At 61.4% G+C, this 21,228-nt stretch carries 22 protein-coding genes; 16 read left to right on the top strand and 6 right to left on the bottom strand.

The features are described 5' to 3' along the window. Nucleotides 1-47 precede the first annotated feature (47 nt). A complete protein-coding gene (locus GSQ80_RS02025; protein ID WP_254059392.1) occupies nucleotides 48-1,157 on the bottom strand; it encodes a VWA domain-containing protein in 1,110 nt (369 codons plus the stop codon). Nucleotides 1,158-1,454: 297 nt separating this feature from the next. Here GSQ80_RS02025 and GSQ80_RS02030 point away from each other — a divergent pair, with 297 nt between their 5' ends. The 3 genes from GSQ80_RS02030 to GSQ80_RS02040 all read left to right on the top strand — a co-directional run bounded on the left by GSQ80_RS02030 (nucleotide 1,455) and on the right by GSQ80_RS02040 (nucleotide 5,168). Next, a complete protein-coding gene (locus GSQ80_RS02030) occupies nucleotides 1,455-3,785 on the top strand; it encodes a sodium-translocating pyrophosphatase (protein ID WP_254059393.1) in 2,331 nt (776 codons plus the stop codon). 67 nt (nucleotides 3,786-3,852) lie between these two features. Then, entirely contained in the window at nucleotides 3,853-4,353 is a 501-nt protein-coding gene (locus GSQ80_RS02035; protein ID WP_158785839.1) for a DoxX family membrane protein, read from the top strand. Nucleotides 4,354-4,520: 167 nt separating this feature from the next. Next, the gene (locus GSQ80_RS02040) at nucleotides 4,521-5,168 is read left to right on the top strand and encodes a DUF998 domain-containing protein (RefSeq protein ID WP_158785840.1); all 648 of its coding nucleotides are present in this window, start codon (nucleotides 4,521-4,523) and stop codon (nucleotides 5,166-5,168) included. A gap of 49 nt (nucleotides 5,169-5,217) precedes the next feature. Here the strand turns inward: GSQ80_RS02040 and GSQ80_RS02045 are convergent, their stop codons facing one another. Continuing rightward, nucleotides 5,218-5,772 (bottom strand): N-acetyltransferase, encoded by a 555-nt coding sequence (locus tag GSQ80_RS02045; protein WP_158785841.1) that lies wholly within the window; start codon nucleotides 5,770-5,772, stop codon nucleotides 5,218-5,220. Between the two features lie 793 nt (nucleotides 5,773-6,565). Between GSQ80_RS02045 and GSQ80_RS02050 the strand changes: the two genes are divergently transcribed. Then, nucleotides 6,566-7,954, top strand: a complete 1,389-nt coding sequence (locus tag GSQ80_RS02050) for a DUF1015 domain-containing protein (RefSeq protein ID WP_158785842.1) — start codon at nucleotides 6,566-6,568, stop codon at nucleotides 7,952-7,954. A 128-nt stretch (nucleotides 7,955-8,082) separates the two neighbouring features. Here GSQ80_RS02050 and GSQ80_RS02055 read toward each other — a convergent pair whose 3' ends face one another. Beyond that, nucleotides 8,083-8,343, bottom strand: coding sequence for a hypothetical protein (locus tag GSQ80_RS02055; RefSeq protein WP_158785843.1), 261 nt, complete (start codon nucleotides 8,341-8,343; stop codon nucleotides 8,083-8,085). Then, a complete protein-coding gene (locus GSQ80_RS02060; protein WP_158785844.1) occupies nucleotides 8,340-9,110 on the bottom strand; it encodes a thiazole synthase in 771 nt (256 codons plus the stop codon). The genes GSQ80_RS02055 and GSQ80_RS02060 overlap by 4 nt, the downstream gene beginning before the upstream one ends. Nucleotides 9,111-9,486: 376 nt before the next feature. Here GSQ80_RS02060 and GSQ80_RS02065 point away from each other — a divergent pair, with 376 nt between their 5' ends. After that, complete coding sequence (locus tag GSQ80_RS02065; protein ID WP_158785845.1) at nucleotides 9,487-9,708, top strand: DUF3185 domain-containing protein; 222 nt, start codon at nucleotides 9,487-9,489, stop codon at nucleotides 9,706-9,708. A gap of 29 nt (nucleotides 9,709-9,737) precedes the next feature. Here GSQ80_RS02065 and GSQ80_RS02070 read toward each other — a convergent pair whose 3' ends face one another. Then, nucleotides 9,738-10,007 carry a metal/formaldehyde-sensitive transcriptional repressor gene (locus GSQ80_RS02070; RefSeq protein ID WP_158785846.1) on the bottom strand — a complete coding sequence of 90 codons (270 nt, stop codon included), beginning with the start codon at nucleotides 10,005-10,007 and terminating at the stop codon, nucleotides 9,738-9,740. 93 nt (nucleotides 10,008-10,100) lie between these two features. Here GSQ80_RS02070 and GSQ80_RS02075 point away from each other — a divergent pair, with 93 nt between their 5' ends. Beyond that, entirely contained in the window at nucleotides 10,101-11,756 is a 1,656-nt protein-coding gene (locus tag GSQ80_RS02075) for a carbohydrate porin (protein WP_158785847.1), read from the top strand. A gap of 12 nt (nucleotides 11,757-11,768) precedes the next feature. On the opposite strand, the gene GSQ80_RS02080 is transcribed toward GSQ80_RS02075, so the two are convergent. Beyond that, the gene (locus tag GSQ80_RS02080; RefSeq protein ID WP_158785848.1) at nucleotides 11,769-12,236 is read right to left on the bottom strand and encodes a DUF3592 domain-containing protein; all 468 of its coding nucleotides are present in this window, start codon (nucleotides 12,234-12,236) and stop codon (nucleotides 11,769-11,771) included. A gap of 85 nt (nucleotides 12,237-12,321) precedes the next feature. On the opposite strand from GSQ80_RS02080, the gene GSQ80_RS02085 reads away from it, so the two are divergent. From GSQ80_RS02085 to GSQ80_RS02130, 10 genes are all read left to right on the top strand, one after another. Beyond that, on the top strand, nucleotides 12,322-12,789 hold the full coding sequence (locus tag GSQ80_RS02085) for a PepSY domain-containing protein (RefSeq protein ID WP_158785849.1): 468 nt from the start codon (nucleotides 12,322-12,324) through the stop codon (nucleotides 12,787-12,789). A 50-nt stretch (nucleotides 12,790-12,839) separates the two neighbouring features. Beyond that, a complete protein-coding gene (locus tag GSQ80_RS23600; protein ID WP_158785850.1) occupies nucleotides 12,840-13,763 on the top strand; it encodes an A24 family peptidase in 924 nt (307 codons plus the stop codon). Between the two features lie 68 nt (nucleotides 13,764-13,831). Then, complete coding sequence (locus GSQ80_RS02095; protein ID WP_158785851.1) at nucleotides 13,832-14,215, top strand: RidA family protein; 384 nt, start codon at nucleotides 13,832-13,834, stop codon at nucleotides 14,213-14,215. 106 nt (nucleotides 14,216-14,321) lie between these two features. After that, entirely contained in the window at nucleotides 14,322-14,732 is a 411-nt protein-coding gene (locus GSQ80_RS02100) for an NADH-quinone oxidoreductase subunit A (RefSeq protein WP_158785852.1), read from the top strand. Nucleotides 14,733-14,759: 27 nt separating this feature from the next. Continuing rightward, nucleotides 14,760-15,269 carry an NADH-quinone oxidoreductase subunit C gene (locus GSQ80_RS02105; RefSeq protein ID WP_158785853.1) on the top strand — a complete coding sequence of 170 codons (510 nt, stop codon included), beginning with the start codon at nucleotides 14,760-14,762 and terminating at the stop codon, nucleotides 15,267-15,269. Between the two features lie 206 nt (nucleotides 15,270-15,475). Then, on the top strand, nucleotides 15,476-16,639 hold the full coding sequence (gene nuoD / locus GSQ80_RS02110; protein ID WP_174241299.1) for an NADH dehydrogenase (quinone) subunit D: 1,164 nt from the start codon (nucleotides 15,476-15,478) through the stop codon (nucleotides 16,637-16,639). A gap of 13 nt (nucleotides 16,640-16,652) precedes the next feature. After that, the gene (locus tag GSQ80_RS02115) at nucleotides 16,653-16,958 is read left to right on the top strand and encodes a transcriptional regulator (protein WP_158785855.1); all 306 of its coding nucleotides are present in this window, start codon (nucleotides 16,653-16,655) and stop codon (nucleotides 16,956-16,958) included. A gap of 22 nt (nucleotides 16,959-16,980) precedes the next feature. After that, nucleotides 16,981-17,481, top strand: a complete 501-nt coding sequence (nuoE, locus tag GSQ80_RS02120) for an NAD(P)H-dependent oxidoreductase subunit E (RefSeq protein WP_158785856.1) — start codon at nucleotides 16,981-16,983, stop codon at nucleotides 17,479-17,481. Nucleotides 17,482-17,534: 53 nt separating this feature from the next. Continuing rightward, the gene (nuoF, locus tag GSQ80_RS02125) at nucleotides 17,535-18,869 is read left to right on the top strand and encodes an NADH-quinone oxidoreductase subunit NuoF (protein WP_158785857.1); all 1,335 of its coding nucleotides are present in this window, start codon (nucleotides 17,535-17,537) and stop codon (nucleotides 18,867-18,869) included. A 3-nt stretch (nucleotides 18,870-18,872) separates the two neighbouring features. Beyond that, complete coding sequence (locus tag GSQ80_RS02130) at nucleotides 18,873-21,218, top strand: molybdopterin-dependent oxidoreductase (protein ID WP_158785858.1); 2,346 nt, start codon at nucleotides 18,873-18,875, stop codon at nucleotides 21,216-21,218. Nucleotides 21,219-21,228: the final 10 nt, after the last annotated feature.

Below are 21,228 nucleotides of genomic sequence, written 5' to 3' on the forward strand. Positions count from 1 at the left end.
TGCGGCCAACGCGCTCCGCCCCAAAAGACTATCGCACTTACCCCACTCTAGTTCGAACCCGCCCCCGTTCCCTGTCCCCCCAACTTCGGGAAATACCCTGCCTTCGTCCGTACCCGCAACCCGTGGTATCCCTTCTCCGACGCCTCCACGTGAATCGTCCGATACCCAGGCACCGACATTGGCTTTGTCGAGTGGTACTCAATCATGTACTGGGACCGAATATCCTGCGCGACCTGCTGCGCAATCCCATCCACCTCTTTCAAGGACTTCGGGAAGTAAGCCTGCCCGCCCGTCTCATCGGACAGTTGCGTCAACACCTCCCGCGAGTGCTTGGAATCCTTGTGGTTCAGATCTCCCCCAAACAACAGCCCAATGCAATAAATCGACGGCCCATCAAGAGCCTGCACCCGTTGGATCGCCTCCTCGAGCGACGCATTCGAGGAGTTATCGTCTCCATCCGTCACAATCAGCAACACCTGCTTGGTTTGCTTCGCATTCTTCGAAAGATAATCAGCCGACGCAATCACCGCGTCATACAGCGCCGTCCCTCCGCCGGCCTTCATGTAGGCCAAACCCTGCTGCAGTTTCGCGATGCTGCTCGTAAAATCCTGGTCGATATACGGTTCCGAGTTGAAGTCCACCACGAACGCCTCGTCCTTTGGATTCGACAGCTTCACCAGGTTGAGCGCAGCCGCATCCACGGACGGCCGCTTGTCATACATCGACCCTGAGCTATCAATCAATATCCCCAGCGATATCGGCAGGTCCTCGTGTCGAAAGCCCACAATCTTCTGCAGCGTTCCATCCTCGTAGATCTTGAATGCGCTCTCCGGCAGCGAGTCCACCTCGTGGTCGCTGCTATCAAACACCGACGCGTCCAGCCGCACCTCGAACGCGTTGGCGCGCAGCGTAAACCGTCCATTCTCCTTGGTAATCTCATCCCCTTGCGCCTGCGCCTGCCCCAACACAGGCGTCTGCCCTGGAATCGCGTTCTGCGGATCCGGGCTCGGCACTGGATCCGAGTCCTGCGTTAACGGGTTCGGTGGCCGCTTCTGCATCACCGCGCTCTGACCTGTCGGGTTTTGCGGAGGCGTGTCGTTATCTGCCGGCGTCTGCGCAGCAGCCCGCAGGCCTCCAGTCGCAAGGACTCCGGCCACTAAGCTGATTCCTGCGATCCAGACCCATGTTCTACAGCGATCCTGCATAGTCCCCCTCGCGACACCAGTCATCTTCCTTGAAGAACCCGAGCCGGTGACCGTCGCTCCTTCAATTTACGCCACACTCCCACCCCTGCGCGCTTCCCCACGACTCTTAGCAGGCCCTCCGTGACCTGCGTCCTTTCATTGACCGTCCTATCCGCGTATGCTCTAATTCGCCCATTCGCCAAACCGCGTGTTTTTGCTTCTGCTATTTGCTCCACCATTTCCCGAGAAGAATTAAGAGGAATCTTTTTCATGAACTTAGGCGTGCTCGCAACACTGGTTCTCAGCTTCCAAGACAGCTCAAATGCCATGCAATCAAGTGCCCCCGCCGCCGTCCAGGGGAGTGACACCATCTGGCTTTGGATCGCCCTCGGCGTCGGCGTCCTCGCCCTCATCGCAGCCTTCATCCTCGCCCGCGTCGTTCTAGCCGGCGACACCGGCTCCCCCGACATGCGCCTTATCTCCGACGCCATTCGCGAAGGCGCCGAAGCCTTCCTCTCCCGCCAGTACCGCTCCATCGGCATCATGGCCGTCGTTCTAGCCATCGTCATCTTCCTCGGCTATTACTTCTCTCCGAGCACCCGCGCCGTCGCCATCCCGACCGTCATCAGCTTCCTGGTTGGCGCCATTTGCTCCGGCCTCGCTGGCTTCACCGGCATGTACGTTTCGATCCGAGCGAACATCCGTACCGCCGCTGCCGCGCGTAACTCCCTCAACGGAGCGCTCCAATCCGCCCTCCGTGGCGGTGCCGTCACGGGCCTCGTCGTCGTGGCTCTCGCTCTCATCGGCATTGCAGTCCTCTTCCTCTCCTTCGGCGGCCTCAACAATCCCCAGCACGTAGTCTACGAGCTAGTAGGCTTCGGCTTCGGAGCCTCCCTCGTCGCCCTCTTCGCCCAGCTAGGCGGCGGCATCTACACCAAGGCCGCCGACGTGGGCGCCGACCTCGTCGGCAAAGTAGAAGCCGGCATCCCCGAAGACGATCCTCGCAATCCCGCCGTCATCGCCGACCTCGTTGGTGACAACGTAGGCGACTGCGCCGGCCGTGGCGCGGACATCTTCGAGTCCACCGCCGCAGAAAACGTAGGCGCCATGATCCTCGGCGCCGCCCTCTACCCCGTCTTCGGCATCAAGGGCATTCTCTTCCCCCTGATGGTCCACGCCATCAATCTCGTCGCCTCCATCATTGGCGTCGCCGTCGTCAAAACCACCGACAACGAAGACCCCATGCGCGCGCTCAACCGCGGCTTCTACGTCACCTCCATCCTCGCCCTCGCCGGCTTCGGGGGCATCGTCTACAAGATGCTCGACGGTCCCGGCGTCCAGCCCGGCTACCTCTTTCTCTGCGGCGTCATCGGCCTGGTCACCGCATTCCTCTTCGTTTGGATCACGCAGTATTACACCGAGTCCCGCTACCGCCCCGTCCAGTCCATCGCCGAAGCCTCCCTCACCGGCCCTGCCACCAACATCATCAGCGGTCTAGCCGTAGGCATGGAAACTCCCGCGATGCCAGTAGTCGTCATCTGCTCGGCCCTACTCCTCTCCTACTACTTCGGAGTCAAAGGCCTCGCAGGCGTAGACCTCCCCGGCATCTCCAACTACGTCAAAGGCATCTACGGCACGGCCATCGCGACCATGGGCATGCTCTCCTGCGCCGCCTACATCCTTGCCATGGACACCTTCGGCCCCATCACCGACAACGCCGGCGGCATCATCGAAATGTCCGCCCAACCCGACTCCGTCCGCGACCGCACCGACAAGCTCGACAGCGCCGGCAACACCACCAAGGCCCTCACCAAGGGTTACGCGGTCGGCTCCGCCTCACTAGCGGCCTTCCTCCTCTTCTCTGCCTATCTCGAAGAGATCAAGTCCATCGTCACCGCCCGCGTCACCGCCGCCGGTCCTGCAGGCTTCATGCCCGCAGGCTGGTCTTTCACCAACGTCAATCTAGCCGAGATCCCAGTCTTCGCCGGAGCGATGCTAGGCGCAATGCTCGTCTACCTCTTCTCGTCGATGGCGATCAAAGCCGTAGGCCGCACCGCGCAAATGGTCGTCAAAGATGTCCGCGACCAGTTCCGCGAAAACCCCGGCATCATGGCCGGCACCTCCAAACCCGACTACGCCCGCTGCGTCAGCATCGTAACCGGCGCAGCCCTCAAAGAGATGGTCCTCCCCGGCATCCTCGCCGTAGGCCTCCCAGTAGCGGTCGGCCTCATCTTCCGCAACTTCAGCTCCGTCTACGCCACCACCATCAACACGGCAGGCGGCCTCTCGACAGTCCCCACCATCAACGGCATCCCCGTCAACCTGGGCGGAGCCACCGCAGTAGCCGGCCTCCTCATGGTCGGCACCATCGCCGGCGTCCTCCTAGCCATGCTGATGAACAACGGCGGCGGCGCATGGGACAACGCCAAGAAGTGGATCGAAACCGGCAAGTACGGCGGTAAAAAATCCGACGCCCACAAGGCAGCCGTAGTAGGCGACACCGTAGGCGATCCCTTCAAGGACACCGCCGGCCCCTCCCTCCACGTCCTCATCAAACTCCTGGCCACCATCACCCTCGTCCTGGCCCCCCTCTTCCTCTAACCCGCTCTCCAAGCAAGCAAAGGCCGCTCGGTTCCTATCGAGCGGCCTTTGCCGTTACACTCCAGCGATGCAGCCTTCAACCCCCACGAACACCCACAGCAACACCGTCGCCCTCACCGTCCTACGAATCGTAGTTGGCCTCTTCTTCATCGTCTTCGGCAAATACAAAGTCTTCGGCACCGAGTTCACGCTGCACGGCGGCTTCGAAGCAACCCTCCGCGACTTCATTCATTCCGGCGCATACCCCTTCATGGTGCCGCTCCTCCAGGCCATCCTCGCCCACGCCGCCACCCTCATGGCCTTCCTCGTAGCCTATGGCGAACTCCTTATTGGCATCTCGCTCCTACTCGGCGTTCTCTCGCGTGTCGCCAGCCTTTTCGGCCTCTCCCTCATGCTCGCCATGTGGCTCTCAGGAGGCTATCCCGGCCCCCACGCAGCCTTCTGGATGTACTGGGGCGCCTCACTCAACTGGTCCATCCTCGCCCTCTGCTTCGTAGTCCTCATCATCGGCCGCCCCGAAGACCTCTGGAGCCTCCGCCGCCTCCGCACCTCCCGGCGCCCACACTGAGCCGCCCACAAAAATCACTCTCAACCTCGACGCCCATCCACTATACTGGCCCCAACTTTCCCAAGGAGCCACCATGTCCGGCGACCGCCTCCTCATCGCAAGCGGCCTCGCTACCTTCGTCGCCCGCCACACCATCGGACAAGCACCTTCAATCACGAGGACTGCTGATGACAATTTCTAAACGGCTCTTGTTCGGTCCAGCCGCCGCTGTGATTTTCGCCGTAGGCATCGTCAGCCTGCCCCTGATGATCCCCGGTTACAGCCAGGTCCGCCAGACAGTCAGCGAGATCGGCGAAGTTGGCTCGCCGGCAAGGCTTCCCTTTTCGGTCATGCTCTGTTGCGTCGGCGCCTTGCTCCTCGTCTTCGCATCAGCGGTCGGCAGCCTCTCCCGGCGCCGCGGACACTCGCCCCTCGCCGCCTGGATCATCGGCTTCATGGCCGTGCCCTGCATTGGCATCGGCATCTTCGCCTATCCTCATCCCCTGCATAACGTCTTCGGTATGCTCGAAACGATTGGCTACCAGGCACCGATATTCCTGGCTCTCTCGTGGCGCAGGGATCCGCAGACAAAATCCCTCGTTCGCTTCTCCTGGATATTCTTTGCCATCGTCTGGTTCACCATCGCCATCAACTTCACCGTCTTCCACCGCTACGGAACAGTCTGGGCCCACGTAAAACCAATCTACGGGCTCGTCCAGAGATCGCTCTTCGCAGCCTGGTTCATCTGGTGCGCAGGCGCCGCACTCTTGCTCCGCCGACAGGATGCCAGCAGCGTCCCAACTGAAAGCGCATTGGTCGCCGCGTCCCATACCTGACACCCTCGTCGTCATGAGTTGACGCCGCCCGTTCCACCGCCACGCGAAGCTACTCGCCGTCCGCGCAGGATTCCCCGATGGACTTCTCCATCACTACAAAGTGCAGATCATCGCGCAGCGGTCGCCCAAGCCGCCCATCCCCATACGGATACGGCTGCGTCGCCCCGGTCTTCCGATACCCCCGCCGCTCATACCACCCCATTAGCACTTCCCGCCCCGACAGCACCGTCATCGTAATCCGCCGCCCGCCTCGCTCCTTCGCATAGTCCTCCGCCGCCGCCAGCAGCGTCCTCCCCAGCTTCCGATCCTGCACATCCGGCCGCACGGTAAGCAACCCCAAATACCAAACCCCATCTTCCCGAGGCTGCATCCAAACCGTCCCCATCAGCGGCCCACCCGGCTCATCCCGCCATACCAGCAACTCCGGCTTCTCGACCAAATCCTCTCGCAGCGTAGCCTCCGTCAGCCGCGGCCCCTCGACCAACCCCGCCTCAATATTCCAACTGGCAGCCTCACCCTCCTGCCTCCCGGTTCCCCGATACGCCAGGTTCGCCAACGCCACCACGTCCGCATAATCCGCTTCCACAACCCGTTCCAGCAACATGCGCCCCAGTCTACGACAACCACCCCCCGGTGATCTCCTTCACTGCAAGCGGAGGATATCCTTCCGCCCTCGCACCCGCCGTTGCCGTTGCCGTTGCCGTTCTTTGACAATTTCTGAAAGAAATTGTCATTCCGAGCGCAGCGAGGAACCTGCTTCCCCCGCTTACCCATGCCCCGTCATCTCGACCGCAGCATCACGCCCTTTCTTTTGTGATGCGGAGTGGAGAGACCCCTGTATTTGCTGTTGCTGTTGCCCTTGATCTTGCCCTTCCCTTGCCTTTCTTTCTGTCATTCCCTCTGGGAATCTGCTTCTTCTTTCCCCCAGACACACCCCAAAAATAAATTCCCAAAATCACCTTCCAAAACAACCCAAAAACCGCATGTCAACCCCCCACCAACCACCAAACCCCACAAACCCCCCATGCCCATTGCCGATTCCCCTCTCCACAACTTGGCATAGTTACCCTCACCAAAGGCCTAAACTAGAACTAGCCCACACACTCAAAGCATTCCTCCCAAGCCAAGCCAGGGAAACGCAACCACACACGACGGGATCACGACTCCCACCACGCTCAAAACCCGCATGGGAAGATACTTTGACCCATAACCAACCTGAATACAAAGACTTAGATCAGAAAGACCCCCATACCCGAGGGATACTTTACCTCCTAACCCATTTGACGAGAGCACTTTAGGCCGCAAGTCATACCGAGAGGGGGGTGGGGGGGTGCCCCTTACCACCATTCCGACCCTTGCCGTCAGGACCAGCCCGCACCCGACATTACAATCATCGAATGGCTCGCCTGTATCCCTTCCGCGCTCTCCGTTACGACCCCACCCGCGTCAACCTCACCGACGTCGTCACCCAGCCCTACGACAAGATCACCCCGGCCATGCAGGATGCCTACTACGCTGCCAGCCCCCACAACCTTATCCGCGTCATCCTCGGCAAGCACCTCCCCGCCGACACCGACGCCGACAACGTCTACACCCGCGCCGCCTCCACCCTCGCGGAGTTCCGCCAGGAAGGCATCCTCAAAGAAGAGACAGAGCCCGCCCTCTACATCTACTCCCAGACCTACACGGTCCCGGGCACATCGGAAGTCCGCGAACGCCGAGGCTTCATCGCCCTCGGCCAGCTCCACGATTACGCCGACAAGGTCGTCTACCGCCACGAACAGACCTTCCCCAAGCACAAGTCCGACCGCCTCGCCCTCTTCAAGGCCACCCGCGCCTACTGCGAACAGATCTACATGCTCTACTCCGACCCCGAATCCAAGGTCGACCACCTGCTCTTCGACACCGAAGGCCAACAAAAACCCGCCGCCATGCGCGCCCCCGACGTCGAGATCACGGACGAGTACGACGTAATCCATCGCCTCTGGAAACTCGCCGACCCCGACATCATCCAAAAAGTTCTCGACGCCATGTCCGACAAGTGGCTCCTCATCGCCGACGGCCACCACCGCTACGAAACCTCCACCACCTACATGCAAGAGCGCGCCGCCCAGCTAGGCATCGACCCCAACGCCAACCCCGTCGACGTACCCATAGCGCCCGGCAAAACGCTCCCCCAACCAGCCTTCCCCGAACAGGCCATGATGATGACCTTCGTCAACATCGACGCCCCCGGCATCACCATCCTCCCCACCCACCGCGTAGCCTTCAACCTCATCGGCTTCCACGGCCGCGAGTTCGCCACCAAGGCAGAGCAGTACTTCCACGTCACCGAAATCCACGCGACGCCCAGCGGCCACTACCCCGGCCCCGACGCCCTGCTCAAGCAACTCAACGACACCAAGGGCGTAGCCTTCATCGCGGCAACACGGGACGGAGATTTTCTCCTGTCTCCGAAACCCGAAGCCATCGTCCCGTTACTGGCCGGCCTCCCCAAGCGCCAGCAGCAACTAGACGTAACGCAACTTCACAAAGTGATCCTCGAGGAACTTCTCAACCTCAATGAAGAAACCGTGCGCACCGGGGGCAACATCCGCTACCTCCGCGAAGCCTCCGAAGCCCTGCAACAAGTAGGCTCCGGCAACGCCGACGTAGCCTTCCTCCTCAAGCCAGTAACCCTCGACCAGATGCGCGACATCTCCCTAAACCTCGAAGTCATGCCCCAAAAGTCCACCGACTTCTACCCCAAACTCCTAAGCGGCCTAGCCATGTACACCCTCGACTAACCCCACCCAAAATTCGGGTGCCCCATCTTCGGCGCGTTACTTGCGCCTAAGGTGGGCAACGCGCGACCGCTCTCCCCACCCAAAACTCTGTCATCCTGACGAAGCGAGCGAGCCGCCGCAAACGAACCCTACCGCACGCGCCGCGCAAGCATCATCGACGCCCCAAATCCGAACAGAAATAAACCCCCGCCCTTGAGGTACCCTTCCGCCTCCGGCATCTGCTCCCTGGCCGCCTCCACATCGTCCCCCGCCGAGCGATCGTGATTGTCCACGGCCTCAATGGCTTCGCCAGTCAGATTCGGCATACTCATGTACTGAAACACGCACACCCCAACACCCACCAGGCAAGCAAACGCGCAGAAGTACAAAGCGCGCTTTAGTGGCCTCACCGCGAGATCCCCTCCAACGGCGAGCTAGCCGTCGCATACAACTTCTTCCCCATCCGCCCCGCCAGAAACGCCTCTCGCCCCGCCTCCACTCCCTTCTTCATCGCACTCGACATCAGCACCGGATTCTTCGCCGCCGCCATCGCTGTATTCAACAGCACGCCATCAAACCCCATCTCCATAGCCAGCGCCGCATCGCTCGCCGTCCCCAACCCCGCATCTACAATCAGCGGAACCTCCGTCACCAGCTCGCGCATCATCCGCAGCGTGTACGAATTCGCAATCCCCAAACCCGTCCCAATCGGCGCCCCGAGCGGCATCACCGCAGCCGCTCCCACATCGATCAGCCGCTTCGCAAACACAATGTCATCCGTCGTGTACGGCAGCACCGTAAAGCCTTCCTTCACCAGCACGCGCGTGGCTTCAACCGTCGCTTGAACATCCGGATACAGCGTCGCCGTATCGCCAATCACCTCAATCTTCACCCAGTCCGACAGCCCCACCTCGCGCCCCAGCCGCGCCGCCCGAATCGCCTCCTCCGCGGTAAAACATCCCGCCGTATTCGGCAGCAAAAAATACTTCTTCGGATCAATAAAATCCAAAAGGGATTCTTTGCTTCGGTCCAGCTCCACCCGCCTGACCGCCACCGTCACCATCTCCGCGCCCGACGCCTCAATCGCCGCCCTGGTCTCCGCACCATCCTTGTACTTTCCCGTACCAACAATCAGCCTTGACCCAAACGTCCGCCCTGCGATCACCAAAGAATCCATGCCCTTAATCCTACGCCAGCCCCAAACACAAACGGCCCGCCCCAAAATAGGAGCGAGCCGCCAGTGCAGTGATCTGTTGAGATTGACTTGAGGCATCCGTTCTCGGATGGGCCTCGGAGTTTGAACCCACGCAGGAAGCATCTACAACGCTCCCCGCACTCCAGGTCTAGAGCACGGATGCTCTAAGCCTCAGTCACCTCACGTGTTTTTGTATAACTGGAACAATCAATTTTCATAGGTTTGGACCATCCTCCTTTCCCGTGTTGAAACTCAAACTAAACTTACCCCCGCCCTCAAGTCAACGGCCCCAACCAACCCTCTGTGCATATCTGCATCTCACCTGCTGAATTCAAATCGCTTAGGAGAATCTCACTCCATGAAACCAGCCACCATCATCGGCATTCTGCTCATCGTCCTCGGCATCATCGGCTTCGCCGTCGGAGGCTTCAGCTTCACCCACGAACATCAGGACGCCAAAGTGGGCCCGATCGACATCGAGCACAAGCAAACCAGCACCGTCCCCATCCCACCCGTCCTCAGCGGCATCGCCCTGGTCGGCGGAATCGCGCTCGTCGTTGTCGGAGCAAGGCGCACCTAACGCAAGCGAGCGCCCGCCTCCGGCGACGCTTACTTCATATATGCCCGCACCAGGTCGATCAGCTCTTCGCCCAGCTCGGGAGTTAGCGCCTTCGACTTCGGTCCAATCAGGTGCAGCCGAATATGATCCTCCAGCACCTCTGCCATCAACCCATCAATTCCGCCGCGCACCGCAGCCAGAAGCATCAGCACATTCGCGCAATCGTGCTCCTCTGTAAGGCTGCGTTCCACCCGTTCCATCTGCCCGTTGATTCTCTTCGCACGGTTCACCAGCTTTACCCGCTCGCGATCCAATTCCATTGTTCCTCCTATACCCTACTGGGGTATACTATTCCTCGCAGACTGAAATTCACACTCTATTCTTTCTCCCCATGAAGAATAAGGAAGCCCTTCATGTTCTCCCCACGCACGCCCCCGTTCGCCGCGCTGTTCCTCTGCCCGCTGCTCGCCGCCCCCCACATGCAAGCGCAGCAGCCCCTCCAGGCCTCCGCGCAAGTTGCACAAACCTCCCTCCCGAACGCACCTTCCGTGCACCTCGCCGCAGATCTTCTCCCCGACATCAGCATCCCCGTGCAGTCCAGCCAGCAAGCACCTCCCGCAGGCACGCAAAGTCTCCCGCCCTCCGCGCAGGAGCCAGCAACCAGCCCCGCACACAACACCCCGTCGGCAACCGACGAGTCCAACAAGCCCCCGCAAACCTATAACCTCCACGCGCAATACACCCTTACCGGCATGGCGTATTCCTCCTTCAGCGCCAAGTACTCGAACCCGGCCTATCTCGTCTACGGCACCGGAAGCAGCCTTCCCACCGCAGGCCAGGCCCGCGAAACGCAATCCGCCGACGCCTACTTCGGCTACCGCTTATTCGCCAACACCGAGTTCCACGTCGATGCCCTATTCTGGCAGGGCTATGGCGTGAACAACACGTTCGGTATTGGCGACTTCCCCGACGGCGAAGCCTTCAAGGTCGGCGTCCGTTACCCTCACTTCGCCGTCGCGCGCTTCTTCACGCGGACGACAATCAATCTCGGAGGCCCCCAGCAATCCGTCGACGACGACCTGCTCACCCTCCGCGGCAAGCAGGATACGAATCGCATCACCATCACCATCGGAAGAATGAGCGTCAAAGACATCTTTGACAACAACCAATATTCGAACGACCCCCGCGGGCAGTTCATGAACTGGGCTCTCATGGCCAACGCCGCGTACGATTACCCCGCAGACGCGCTCGGCTTTACCACCGGCATCGCCATCGAGGCGAATACCTCCAACTGGACGCTCCGCTACGGCTGGTTCCAGATGTCGAAATACCGCAATCAGTTCACCGCCGAAGGCCTCTACCTCGTGCTCCCCACTGAGCCGCTATCCGGCGACGGAAAAATCTTCTACGACTGGGGCATGGTCACCGAGCTCGAGCACCGTCACGCCATCGCCTCTCATCCAGGAGCCGTTCGCCTCCTCGTCTTTGACGACCGTTCAAACAATGGCAGCTATAAAGCAGCCGTCGCACTCGCCAACGACCCAGCCACCCTCGCCATCTGGGGTACGCCCGCAGCATTCCTCGCCAGCGCGAACGGCGTAACCGGTGGTATCGACGACACGCACGCCCTGCGCAACACCTGGGGCCTCGGCCTCAACGCAGACCAGGAAATCACCAAAAACATCGGTGTCTTTTCCCGCATCGGCCGGAACTCCGGTCAGAACAGCGGCTTCGAGTTCACCGACACAAACTGGACAGCAACCTTTGGCACCAGCATCAAAGGCGAGAAGTGGAAGCAGCCCGACGACGTCATCGGCGCAGCCTTCATCATCAGCGGCATTTCAAAGGCAAATCAGGATTATCACGCTGCCGGCGGCATCGGCATCCTCACCGGTGACGGCGCTCTGAACTACGGTCCAGAAAAAAACGTGGAGCTCTACTACGATCACAAGTTTTCGAAGTACTTCTTCGGTACCGTCGATTACCAGTTTGTGGACGACCCCGCCTACAACAAAGATCGTGGCCCCGTCCCCGGCATCTTCGGAATCCGCCTGCATTATGAACGCTAGACTCGCTGACCTCTAACCCGCGACCGCCGCATGCCTTCCCAACATCACCCGCAGCCCCCACCCCAAATCAAACACCAACACTCCCAGCACTCCCCACACGATCGCCCCCTCGTACGCCCGCCACGTAGTTGCAATGATCGCGCCCTGCGGATCGCCGACGCGATACAGCACCGGCACGATCTCTCCCGCAGGAAACTCCACCTCCTCTGACCCGCTCGCCGCCTGCACCGTCACCAACTCCCCGCCTGGCAATCGGAATCGAAATCGCGGCGTGTACACCACTCCACCCTCTTTTGCGAATCCCGAAACATTCTCCGTGATCGTCGCCGTAGCCCTCACCCGCGTCCGCGCAAACATCCACGAGCGCACCGCAAACCCAGCAGCAATCACAAGCAACACGATACCCACCAAGGGCAGCATTCCAGCCAGCGGCGGCGCAACCCGCTCAAAACTCTTACGCAGCCATCGTAAAAACTCCATTGCCCCACTCTAGCCTCTCGGACCCGTCTAACAAAGCATTCATGCGCCGCACGCACATCCCCGGCTAAAATTAATCCCTATTCTTATGACCTCTTCTCACAAAATCCTGAAAGTCGTTCGCCAGATCCATCTCTACATTGGCATCTTCATTTCGCCCGCGATCCTCTTCTTCGCCTTCACCGGCGCCCTCCAGACCTTCAGCTTGCATGAGACCACGCGCGGCAGCGACTACAAGCCTCCCACCTGGATCGCAACCCTCGCCCAACTCCACAAGAAACAAACCACCACCGTCCCCATCCGCAAACCCCGCCCCGCCGACGTCGTACCTAAGCCCGACAAGCATGCCGACGCCTCCGCCCCGCAGCCATCCCCCGAGCCGCCACAGAAGTCTCATCTCCCGATGAAGATCTTTTTCCTTCTCGTCGCCATCGGCCTCTTCACCTCGACCCTCACCGGAATCTACATGTCCTACAAATTCATGCGCAACCGACTGGTCGTCACCGTACTTCTGATAGCGGGCACCATCATCCCTCTCCTCCTGCTCCCCTTCTGACGCGCGCACATCTCCAATCCAACGGCATGCCTCACCTATACTGAACTCTCATGTTCACCGGACCTCTCGTCTTCGAGCTGCCCGCCTTTTTCCTCGGCCTGCTCTTCGGAAGCTTTCTCAACGTCTGCATCTCCCGTCTGCCCGACCATCGCAGCCTGAGCAAGCCGCGTTCGCACTGCCCCCACTGCCTCCACACCGTCGCCTGGTACGACAACATCCCGCTCGTCAGCTGGATCCTTCTCCGCGCGCGCTGCCGCCAGTGCCAGCAACCCATCTCCTGGCGTTATCCCGCAGTCGAGCTCGCCTTCGCCCTCTGGCTCACCTTCGCCGCCCGCACCGCCTTTCCGCTGCTCAGACCTGGCATATCCACCAACGCCTTCGCCGCTGCCACCATCGACGCCGTCGCCCTAGCCATCCTCGGCTTCCTCCTCATCGGCCTCCTCGTCATGGACTGGCAAACCCACACCCTCCCCGATGCCTTCACCCTCACCGGAACCCTCATCGGCTTCCTCCTGCTCTGCGCCCGCGCCGCGTACCTCCCTCCCCACCAGTACGATCTCCTCCTCCACGGCCACAACCCACTCACCAGCGTCGGCGGCGCCGTCGACAACGGCAACGTCATCCTCACCGGCTCCGAGCACCTCGTCCTCGGCCGAATCCTCGGCATCGCCGTCGCCGCAGGCCTCCTCCTCCTCATCCGTCTTCTGTACAAGCAACTCCGCCATCGCGAAGGTCTCGGCCTCGGCGACATCAAGCTTGTCGCGATGATCACCGCATTCCTCGGCTTCTGGCTTGCCGCCTTCGCCATCTTCCTAGGCTTCGTTCTCTGCGCCACCTACGCACTTACCCTCATCGCCCGTCGACGAGTCACCGCCACCACCCGTCTCCCCCTCGGCGCCTTCCTCGCCATCGGAGGCCTGGTCGCCGCCATCCTCGGCGCCCCCGTCATCGCCTGGTACGCCTCGCTCTTCTAAGCCACGTCGCTGCTATAAATCTTCCGTAACCCCCGAACACCCATCCTCGCTCCGAAAAGGACACTTCCATGGCAACCAAAGTCTGCGTTGAAGTCCCCGGAATGCCCGCCATCGGCCCTTACTCCCATGCCGTCCAAGCCGGCGGCTTGCTCTTCGTCTCCGGCCAGCCCGGTCTCGACGCCGCCACCGGCCAGGCCTCCCCCGACATCAAACAGCAGATGCGCCAAGCCTTCCTCAACCTCGACACTGTCCTCCGCGCCGGCGGCTCCAGCCTCGACCTTGTAGTGAACACCACAGCCATCGTTCCCGACCTCGCTAACTTCCCTCTCGTCAATCAACTCTTCGCCGAGTTCTTCCCCACCGCTCCCCCCGCGCGCATGACCATCAACGCCCCGCTTCCAAAAGGCCTCCAATTCTCCATCGGCTGTGTAGCGGCCCTCGCCGATTCCTGATCGAATCCCCTTCCATCCCCCCACTGTCCGTTTCCCGCCCGAAACGTGCGATGACCGCGCGCAAACTTGACCCTTGACCGCGCCACTCCTACACTCAAAACTAGCCATGTCGACGCAGAATCCCTACATTTGGCAGTACCTTCCGCTCGTGCTTCAGATTCTCGTAGCCGTCGGTGTCGCCTCGTTCATGGTGGCCGCGTCTTACTTCCTCGGCAAGCACAAACGCTCCCGCACCAAGCTCAGCCCTTACGAGTGCGGCATGGATCCCGTCGGCGACGCGCGCGGCCGCTTCTCCGTCAAGTTCTACATGGTCGCCATGCTCTTCATCCTGTTCGACGTCGAGGCGGTATTCGTCCTTCCCTGGGCCGTAATCTACCGTCGCCTTCCCGCCATCACAGGCTCCCGCATGTTCGGCTTCTGGGAGATGCTCGTCTACCTCGCCTTCGTCGCTGTCGGCCTCTTCTACGTCTGGAAGAAGGGCATCCTCAACTGGTCCAACGACAAAGCTGACCTATAGCCCCAACAGAGCGCCTTCAGGAAACCTATGGCTGATCCCATCACCAATCCCGCCACCCCCGACGCCATCTTCGGCAAAGCTGCCGTCACCGAAGCTCTCGCCGACCACGTCGCCATCCTCGGCTTAAAAGACCTCATCACCGACGCCAAGTGGGACCGTAAAGAGCTCACCCTCACCATCGCCCCCGAGAACATCCGCGCCGCCGCCCAGGCCGCCAAAGACGCCGGCTACAACTTCTTCGAGGACGTAACCGCCGTCGACTGGTATCCAGCCGAGCCCCGCTTCCAGGTCGCCTACTCCATCCTCAGCATGGGCCTCAAGCAACGCATCCGCATCAACGTCCGCGTCTCCGGCGACGATCCCCGCATCGACTCCATCACCTCCGTCTGGCCCTCCGCCAACTTCTACGAGCGCGAAGTCTTCGACCTCTTCGGCATCCACTTCCCCGGCCACCCCCGCCTCACCCGTATCATGATGCCCGACAACTGGAATGGCCACCCGCTCCGCAAGGACTACCCCGTCGAGGGATACCGCTAATGAGCAACTCCACTCTCGAAGACCCCCGCCAAACCGCCTACAACGCACCTGAAGCCGACTCAGCGCCCATCACCGACACCACCGGCGCCACCCTCGCCGGCTTCCGCAACGCCGAAGACCTCATCATCCCCGGCGTAGAAGACGTAGTCGAAGAATCCACCTCGCACCACCACCCGCACGGCTCCGATCCTGTCGACTCCCAGACCATGGTCCTCAACATGGGCCCGCAGCACCCGTCGACTCACGGCGTCCTTCGCCTCGTACTCGAAGTAGACGGCGAAACCGTCATCTCCCTCGCGCCCGACATCGGCTACCTCCACACCGGCATCGAGAAGACCGCCGAGGCCAAGTTCTACTCCCAGGTCACGCCCCTCACCGATCGCATCGACTACATCTGTCCGATGACCAACAACACCGCCTACGCCCTGGCGGTCGAAAAGCTCCTCGGCCTCGAAATCCCCGAGCGCTCCCAGTATCTCCGCGTCCTGCTCAACGAGCTCACCCGCATCCAGTCGCATCTCGTCTGGCTCGGCACGCACGCCATGGACATCGGCGCGCTCACCGTCTTTCTCTACTGCTTCCGCGAGCGCGAAGACCTCCTCCGCATCTTCGAGGCCATCAGCGGCCAGCGCATGATGTCCAGCTACATCCGCATCGGCGGCGTAGCCCTCGAGCCGCCCGCCGACATCTACGACCGCATCCGCAAATTCCTCAACGCCTTCCCCAAGCACATCGAGGAGTACGAAGGCCTGCTCAACGCCAACCCCATCTGGATGGGCCGACTCAAAGGCGTCGGCGTTCTCTCCGGCGAAGAAGCCATCGCCCTCGGCGTCACAGGTCCTCCCCTCCGCGCCTCGGGCATCGACTGGGACGTTCGCCGCGACATGCCGTACTCCGGCTACGACAAGTTCAAGTTCAACGTTCCCACCTCCAAAGACGGCGACGTCTGGGCCCGCTACATCGTCCGCATGCAGGAGATGCGCGAATCCGTCAGCATCTGCCACCAGGCCCTCGACCTCCTCGCCAACCTCCGCGACACCCGCCTCAACGCCGACGCACCCAAGATCGTGCTCCCCGACCGCGAGCAGATGAAGACCCAGATGGAGTCGCTCATCCACCACTTCAAGATTGTCACCGAAGGCTTCCAGGTCCCCGCCGGCGAAGCCACCAGCTCGGTCGAAGCGCCCCACGGCATGATGAACTACTACGTAGTCTCGGACGGCACCGCCAAGCCCTACCGCGTCCACATGCGCAACGCCGACTTCGCCAACCTCCAAGCCCTCGAAACCATGTGCAAAGGCCGCCTAATCGCCGACGTAGTAGCAGTAATCGGCTCCATCGACATCGTCCTCGGAGCCATCGATCGCTAGCATGGAGGCAACGATGAATGATCGCCTCCACACCGAACTCTGGACCTCCTGGGCCTCCCTGCTTCGCAGCTACGCAGCCGCCCACGGACTCAACAGCACCCACCACGCCGTAGTCGAGGTGAGTGCCAACGAAATTACCCTCCGCGTCAACGACCGCTGGCTCCGCTTCACCCCCAGTGACCTCCAACACAGCGGAGAAACCCCCACACCCTTTACCCTCAACGAAAACGGAACCGTCACCATCGACCACCAACCCGAGCAGGAGATGGACATCGCCGCCGAACAATTCGCCCGCGAAATCCTGACATCGAAGAACTGACAACTGAGAACTGACAACTCCCATGGCCACCATCCCCAACTCGATCTTCACCCCCACCACCGCCGCCCGCTTTGACAAGCTAGCCACCATCTACCCCGTCAAGCGCTCCGCCCTCGTCCCCATGCTGCTCTACGCGCAGGACGAGATCGGCTACGTCTCAGACCCGGTAGTCGCCGAGATCGCCCAACGCCTCGACCTCCTCGAACTCGACGTCCGCAACGTCCTCAGCTATTACTCCATGCTGCGCACCGTGCCAGCCGGCAAGTACAACGTGCAAGTCTGCACCAACATCTCCTGCATGCTCCGCGGCGGCTTCGAGCTTCTCGACCACTGCAAGCACACCCTCGGCATCGGCCACAAAGAAACCACCCCCGACGGCCTCTTCTCGCTCGAAGAAGTCGAGTGCATCGGCGCCTGCTGCTGGGCACCCGCCGTTCAGGTCAACTACGACTTCCACGACGACCTAACCCCGGAAAAGATGGACGCAGTCCTCGACAGCTACCGCGCACGAGAGCCCAAGTAGCACATAAGAAATCGCGTAAACTGGAAGTTCCACGGTAAGGATCAGGATCACGAATGCCAACTCTCGTCTCACATCCCGATGAAGTGAAGGTCCTCTCCAAACGCTTTGGCCTGGGTGCCGCAGACATCGACAAGTACATCGAGCTAGACGGCTACAAGGCGACCCAGAAAGCCATCGCCGAAGGCCCCGAGTGGATCATCAACACCATGAAAGCCTCCGGCCTCCGCGGCCGTGGCGGCGCCGGCTTCCCTACCGGCATGAAGTGGTCCTTCGTCCCCAAAGTCTCCGAGAAGCCCAAATACATCCTCGTCAACGGCGATGAATCCGAGCCCGGCACCTGCAAAGATCACCTGGTCTTCCGCGAGGACCCCCACGCCGTCATCGAAGGCACCATCATCGCCGGCCTCGCCATCGGCTCGAAGATGGGCTTCATCTACTTACGCGGCGAGTACCGCTACCTCCTCAACATCGTGGAAAAAGCAGTAGCCGACGCGTACGCAAAAGGCTTCCTCGGCAAAAACATCTTCGGCAATGAAGGCGTCGACTTCGACATCATCACCCAGACCGGCGCCGGCGCCTACGAGGTAGGCGAAGAGTCCGCCCTCATGGAATCTCTCGAAGGCAAGCGCGGCATCCCTCGCATCAAGCCGCCCTTCCCCGCCGTTGTCGGCCTCTATGGTGGCCCCACCGTCATCAACAACGCCGAAACCATCGCGAACGCCCCGCACATCCTCCTCATGGGTGGCGAAGCCTTCGCCAAGCTAGGCACGGAACGCAACGGCGGCACGCGCCTTTTCGGCATCTCGGGCCACGTAGAACGCCCCGGAGTCTATGAGCTTCCGATGGGGTATTCGCTAAGAAAAGCCATCTACGACGTAGCCGGCGGCATCAAGGACGGCAAGCAGCTCAAGGCCGTAGTCCCCGGCGGCGCATCCTGCCCCATCCTCAAAGCCGACGAAATCGACATTGGCCTAGACTTCGACCAGATGGCCAAAGCCGGCACCATGCTAGGCTCCGGCGGCATCGTCGTCCTCGACGAAACCGTCTCCATCGTAGAATTCGCCCTCCGCACCATCCGCTTCTACCAGCACGAATCCTGCGGCTGGTGTATCCCCTGCCGCGAAGGCACGGACTGGATCAAGAAGACCCTCACCCGCTTCCACGCCGGCGGCGGCACGAAAAAAGACATCGACAACATCCAGTACATCGCCGACAACATGATGGGCCGCACCTTCTGCCCCCTCGGCGACGCGGCCGCCATGCCCACGCTAGGCTTCGTCAAAAAGTTCCGCTCCGAGTTCGAGGACTACTTAGCCGGCGCCCGCCCAGCCAACCCCCTCATCCAGATCCAACCAGTCGGCGAACCCGAACACGCAGGAGCCCACTAGACAATGGCTGACGTAACCTTCATCGTAGACGGAAAAACCCTCACCGCCCCCGCAGGCACGCTCCTCATCGAAGCCTGCAAGTCCCACGGCATCGAGATTCCCGCCTTCTGTTACTACCCTGGCCTCTCTCTCCAGGCCGCCTGCCGCATGTGCGTAGTCCGCATCGAGAAGCAACCCAAACTCGCCACCGCCTGCACCACAACGGTAGCCGAGGGCATGAATGTCACCACCGAATCCCCCGAAATCGCCCAGGCCCGCAAGGCCACTCTCCAACTCCTGCTCGGCAACCATCCCCTCGACTGCCCCGTCTGCGATGCTGGCGGCGAGTGCGAACTCCAGGACATGACCTTCAAGTACGGCGCCGCCGACAGTTTCTACGCGGAGCCCAAGAATCACCGCGACGAGCAGAAGTGGTCGCCCGTCGTCTACTTCGACCGCCCCCGCTGCATCCTCTGCTACCGCTGCGTCCGCATGTGCGGCGAAGGCATGGACATCTTCGCCCTCGGCGTCCAGAACCGCGGCAGCTCCTCCGTCATCGCCCCCAACATCCCCGCGCAGCTCTCCGGCGTAGTCGAGAACGGCACCGAGCTAGCCCAGCTCGACTGCGAACAATGCGGCATGTGCATCGACGCCTGCCCCGTAGGCGCGCTTACCTCCGGCACCTACCGCTACAAGACCCGCCCCTGGGAGATGAACCACACCGCCACCGTCTGCACCCACTGCGGCGACGGCTGCAAGACCACCCTCGGCGTTCGCTCCGTCTCCGACGGCTCCGAAATAGTACGCGGCGATAACCGCGACAAGTCCGGCATGAACGGCGACTTCCTCTGCAACAAAGGTCGCTACGCCTTCGACTTCGCCAACAACATCGAGCGCCTCACCTCCCCGCTCATCCGCAAGGATGGCAAGCTAACACCTGTCTCCTGGGACGAAGCCCTAACCTTCGCCGGCAACAAACTCCGCGACCTCCGCCAGGACCGCGGCCCCAACAGCATCGGCGTCATCGGCTCCAACCGCACCACCAACGAGGAAAACTACCTCCTTCAGAAGTTCGCCCGCACCGTCATCGGCACCAACAACATCGACCACCACCGCACAGCCGACTTCGTTACCCTCGCCACTTCTCTCCAAGGCGCCACCGGCCGCTTCGCCTCCCAGCACGACGTCGAGAAATCCCCCGCCATCCTCCTCGTAGGCGGCGATCCCACCAACCAGGCCCCACTCACTGCCTGGAACATCCGCACCAACGTCCGCCACAACAACGCCCGCATCTACATCGCCAATCACGAAGGGATTAAGCTCCGTCGCCAGGCCAAGGCTTTCGTTCAGGTCGCGCCTTTCGGCTACGGAGCCTTCATCGAATCTCTCAAGGCCGACAATGACTTCGCCAAGTCTCTCCACGCCGAAGAGCAGCTAGTCGTGGTCGTAGGCAACGAACTTCGCGGCGGCGAACTCGCCAGCCTCATCAAGGCCCTCCCCCACGCCAAGTTCGCTCTCCTCGCCGACTACGCCAACTCCCGCGGCGCCTCCGACATGGGCCTCCTTCCCGACGTGCTCCCCGGCTACCAGTCCCTCGCCGGCAGCACCATCGCCAACGAATACGCCGCCGCAGACACTCCCGGCCTCGACCTCCTCGCAATGTTCGACGCCGCAGCCGCCGGCAACCTCTCGGCCCTCTACGTAGTCGGCTCGAACCCCGTCAAGCGCTACGGCATCGACGCCGTCACGCTCAAATCCACCTTCCTCATCGTGCAGGATCTCTTCCTCACCGAGACCGCCGCACTCGCCGACGTAGTCTTCCCCGCCGCCAACCTATACGAGAAATCCGGCTCCGTCACCAACTCCTACGGCGACCTCCAGCTCGTCTCGAAAGCCGCCGACAAAGCAGGCACCCGCTCCGACTTCGAGCTCATCGTTCGCCTCGCCGGCCACATGGGACACGACCTCAAAACCCTCGTCCCCTTTGGCAAAGGTCTCCGCTCCGACATGGGCCAGTCCCGCGGCGCGCAGTCTGGCGAAGCCGATCGCCACAGCGTCTGGATGACCGCCAACAACCTCGAGCCCAAGACCAGCCCATTCGATCCCTTCGCCATCCTCGACGAAATCCAGCGCCTCGTCCCAGGCTACGACAAGCTCCTCCGCCTCCAACTTCTCAGTGGCAACGATCAACACATTTCCCCTTCCGCCTCAGGCCTAGTCCAGATCACCACCTCTCGCAAGGACCTCGTCCTTCCCAGCGCGGACACCCTCTTCACCTCCGGCTCCCTCACCCGCTACTCGCCCATGCTCCAGGACGTCCAGCGCCACCAATCCACCGAAGTAGCCGACCACCTGGCCTCCGCCGACTGAGAATTGATAG

This window comes from Granulicella sp. L46, from assembly GCF_009765785.1.
Classification (GTDB): Bacteria; Acidobacteriota; Terriglobia; order Terriglobales; family Acidobacteriaceae; genus Granulicella.

What these genes read in the sequence shown, in the direction of transcription:
- GSQ80_RS02030 (WP_254059393.1), top strand. Translation starts at nt 1,455, where the DNA reads ATGAACTTAGGCGTGCTCGCAACACTGGTTCTCAGCTTCCAAGACAGC.
- GSQ80_RS02035 (WP_158785839.1), top strand. Translation starts at nt 3,853, where the DNA reads ATGCAGCCTTCAACCCCCACGAACACCCACAGCAACACCGTCGCCCTC.
- GSQ80_RS02040 (WP_158785840.1), top strand. Translation starts at nt 4,521, where the DNA reads ATGACAATTTCTAAACGGCTCTTGTTCGGTCCAGCCGCCGCTGTGATT.
- GSQ80_RS02045 (WP_158785841.1), bottom strand. Translation starts at nt 5,772, where the DNA reads ATGTTGCTGGAACGGGTTGTGGAAGCGGATTATGCGGACGTGGTGGCG.
- GSQ80_RS02050 (WP_158785842.1), top strand. Translation starts at nt 6,566, where the DNA reads ATGGCTCGCCTGTATCCCTTCCGCGCTCTCCGTTACGACCCCACCCGC.
- GSQ80_RS02060 (WP_158785844.1), bottom strand. Translation starts at nt 9,110, where the DNA reads ATGGATTCTTTGGTGATCGCAGGGCGGACGTTTGGGTCAAGGCTGATT.
- GSQ80_RS02065 (WP_158785845.1), top strand. Translation starts at nt 9,487, where the DNA reads ATGAAACCAGCCACCATCATCGGCATTCTGCTCATCGTCCTCGGCATC.
- GSQ80_RS02070 (WP_158785846.1), bottom strand. Translation starts at nt 10,007, where the DNA reads ATGGAATTGGATCGCGAGCGGGTAAAGCTGGTGAACCGTGCGAAGAGA.
- GSQ80_RS02075 (WP_158785847.1), top strand. Translation starts at nt 10,101, where the DNA reads ATGTTCTCCCCACGCACGCCCCCGTTCGCCGCGCTGTTCCTCTGCCCG.
- GSQ80_RS02080 (WP_158785848.1), bottom strand. Translation starts at nt 12,236, where the DNA reads ATGGAGTTTTTACGATGGCTGCGTAAGAGTTTTGAGCGGGTTGCGCCG.
- GSQ80_RS02085 (WP_158785849.1), top strand. Translation starts at nt 12,322, where the DNA reads ATGACCTCTTCTCACAAAATCCTGAAAGTCGTTCGCCAGATCCATCTC.
- GSQ80_RS23600 (WP_158785850.1), top strand. Translation starts at nt 12,840, where the DNA reads ATGTTCACCGGACCTCTCGTCTTCGAGCTGCCCGCCTTTTTCCTCGGC.
- GSQ80_RS02095 (WP_158785851.1), top strand. Translation starts at nt 13,832, where the DNA reads ATGGCAACCAAAGTCTGCGTTGAAGTCCCCGGAATGCCCGCCATCGGC.
- GSQ80_RS02100 (WP_158785852.1), top strand. Translation starts at nt 14,322, where the DNA reads ATGTCGACGCAGAATCCCTACATTTGGCAGTACCTTCCGCTCGTGCTT.
- GSQ80_RS02105 (WP_158785853.1), top strand. Translation starts at nt 14,760, where the DNA reads ATGGCTGATCCCATCACCAATCCCGCCACCCCCGACGCCATCTTCGGC.
- nuoD (WP_174241299.1), top strand. Translation starts at nt 15,476, where the DNA reads ATGGTCCTCAACATGGGCCCGCAGCACCCGTCGACTCACGGCGTCCTT.
- GSQ80_RS02115 (WP_158785855.1), top strand. Translation starts at nt 16,653, where the DNA reads ATGAATGATCGCCTCCACACCGAACTCTGGACCTCCTGGGCCTCCCTG.
- nuoE (WP_158785856.1), top strand. Translation starts at nt 16,981, where the DNA reads ATGGCCACCATCCCCAACTCGATCTTCACCCCCACCACCGCCGCCCGC.
- nuoF (WP_158785857.1), top strand. Translation starts at nt 17,535, where the DNA reads ATGCCAACTCTCGTCTCACATCCCGATGAAGTGAAGGTCCTCTCCAAA.
- GSQ80_RS02130 (WP_158785858.1), top strand. Translation starts at nt 18,873, where the DNA reads ATGGCTGACGTAACCTTCATCGTAGACGGAAAAACCCTCACCGCCCCC.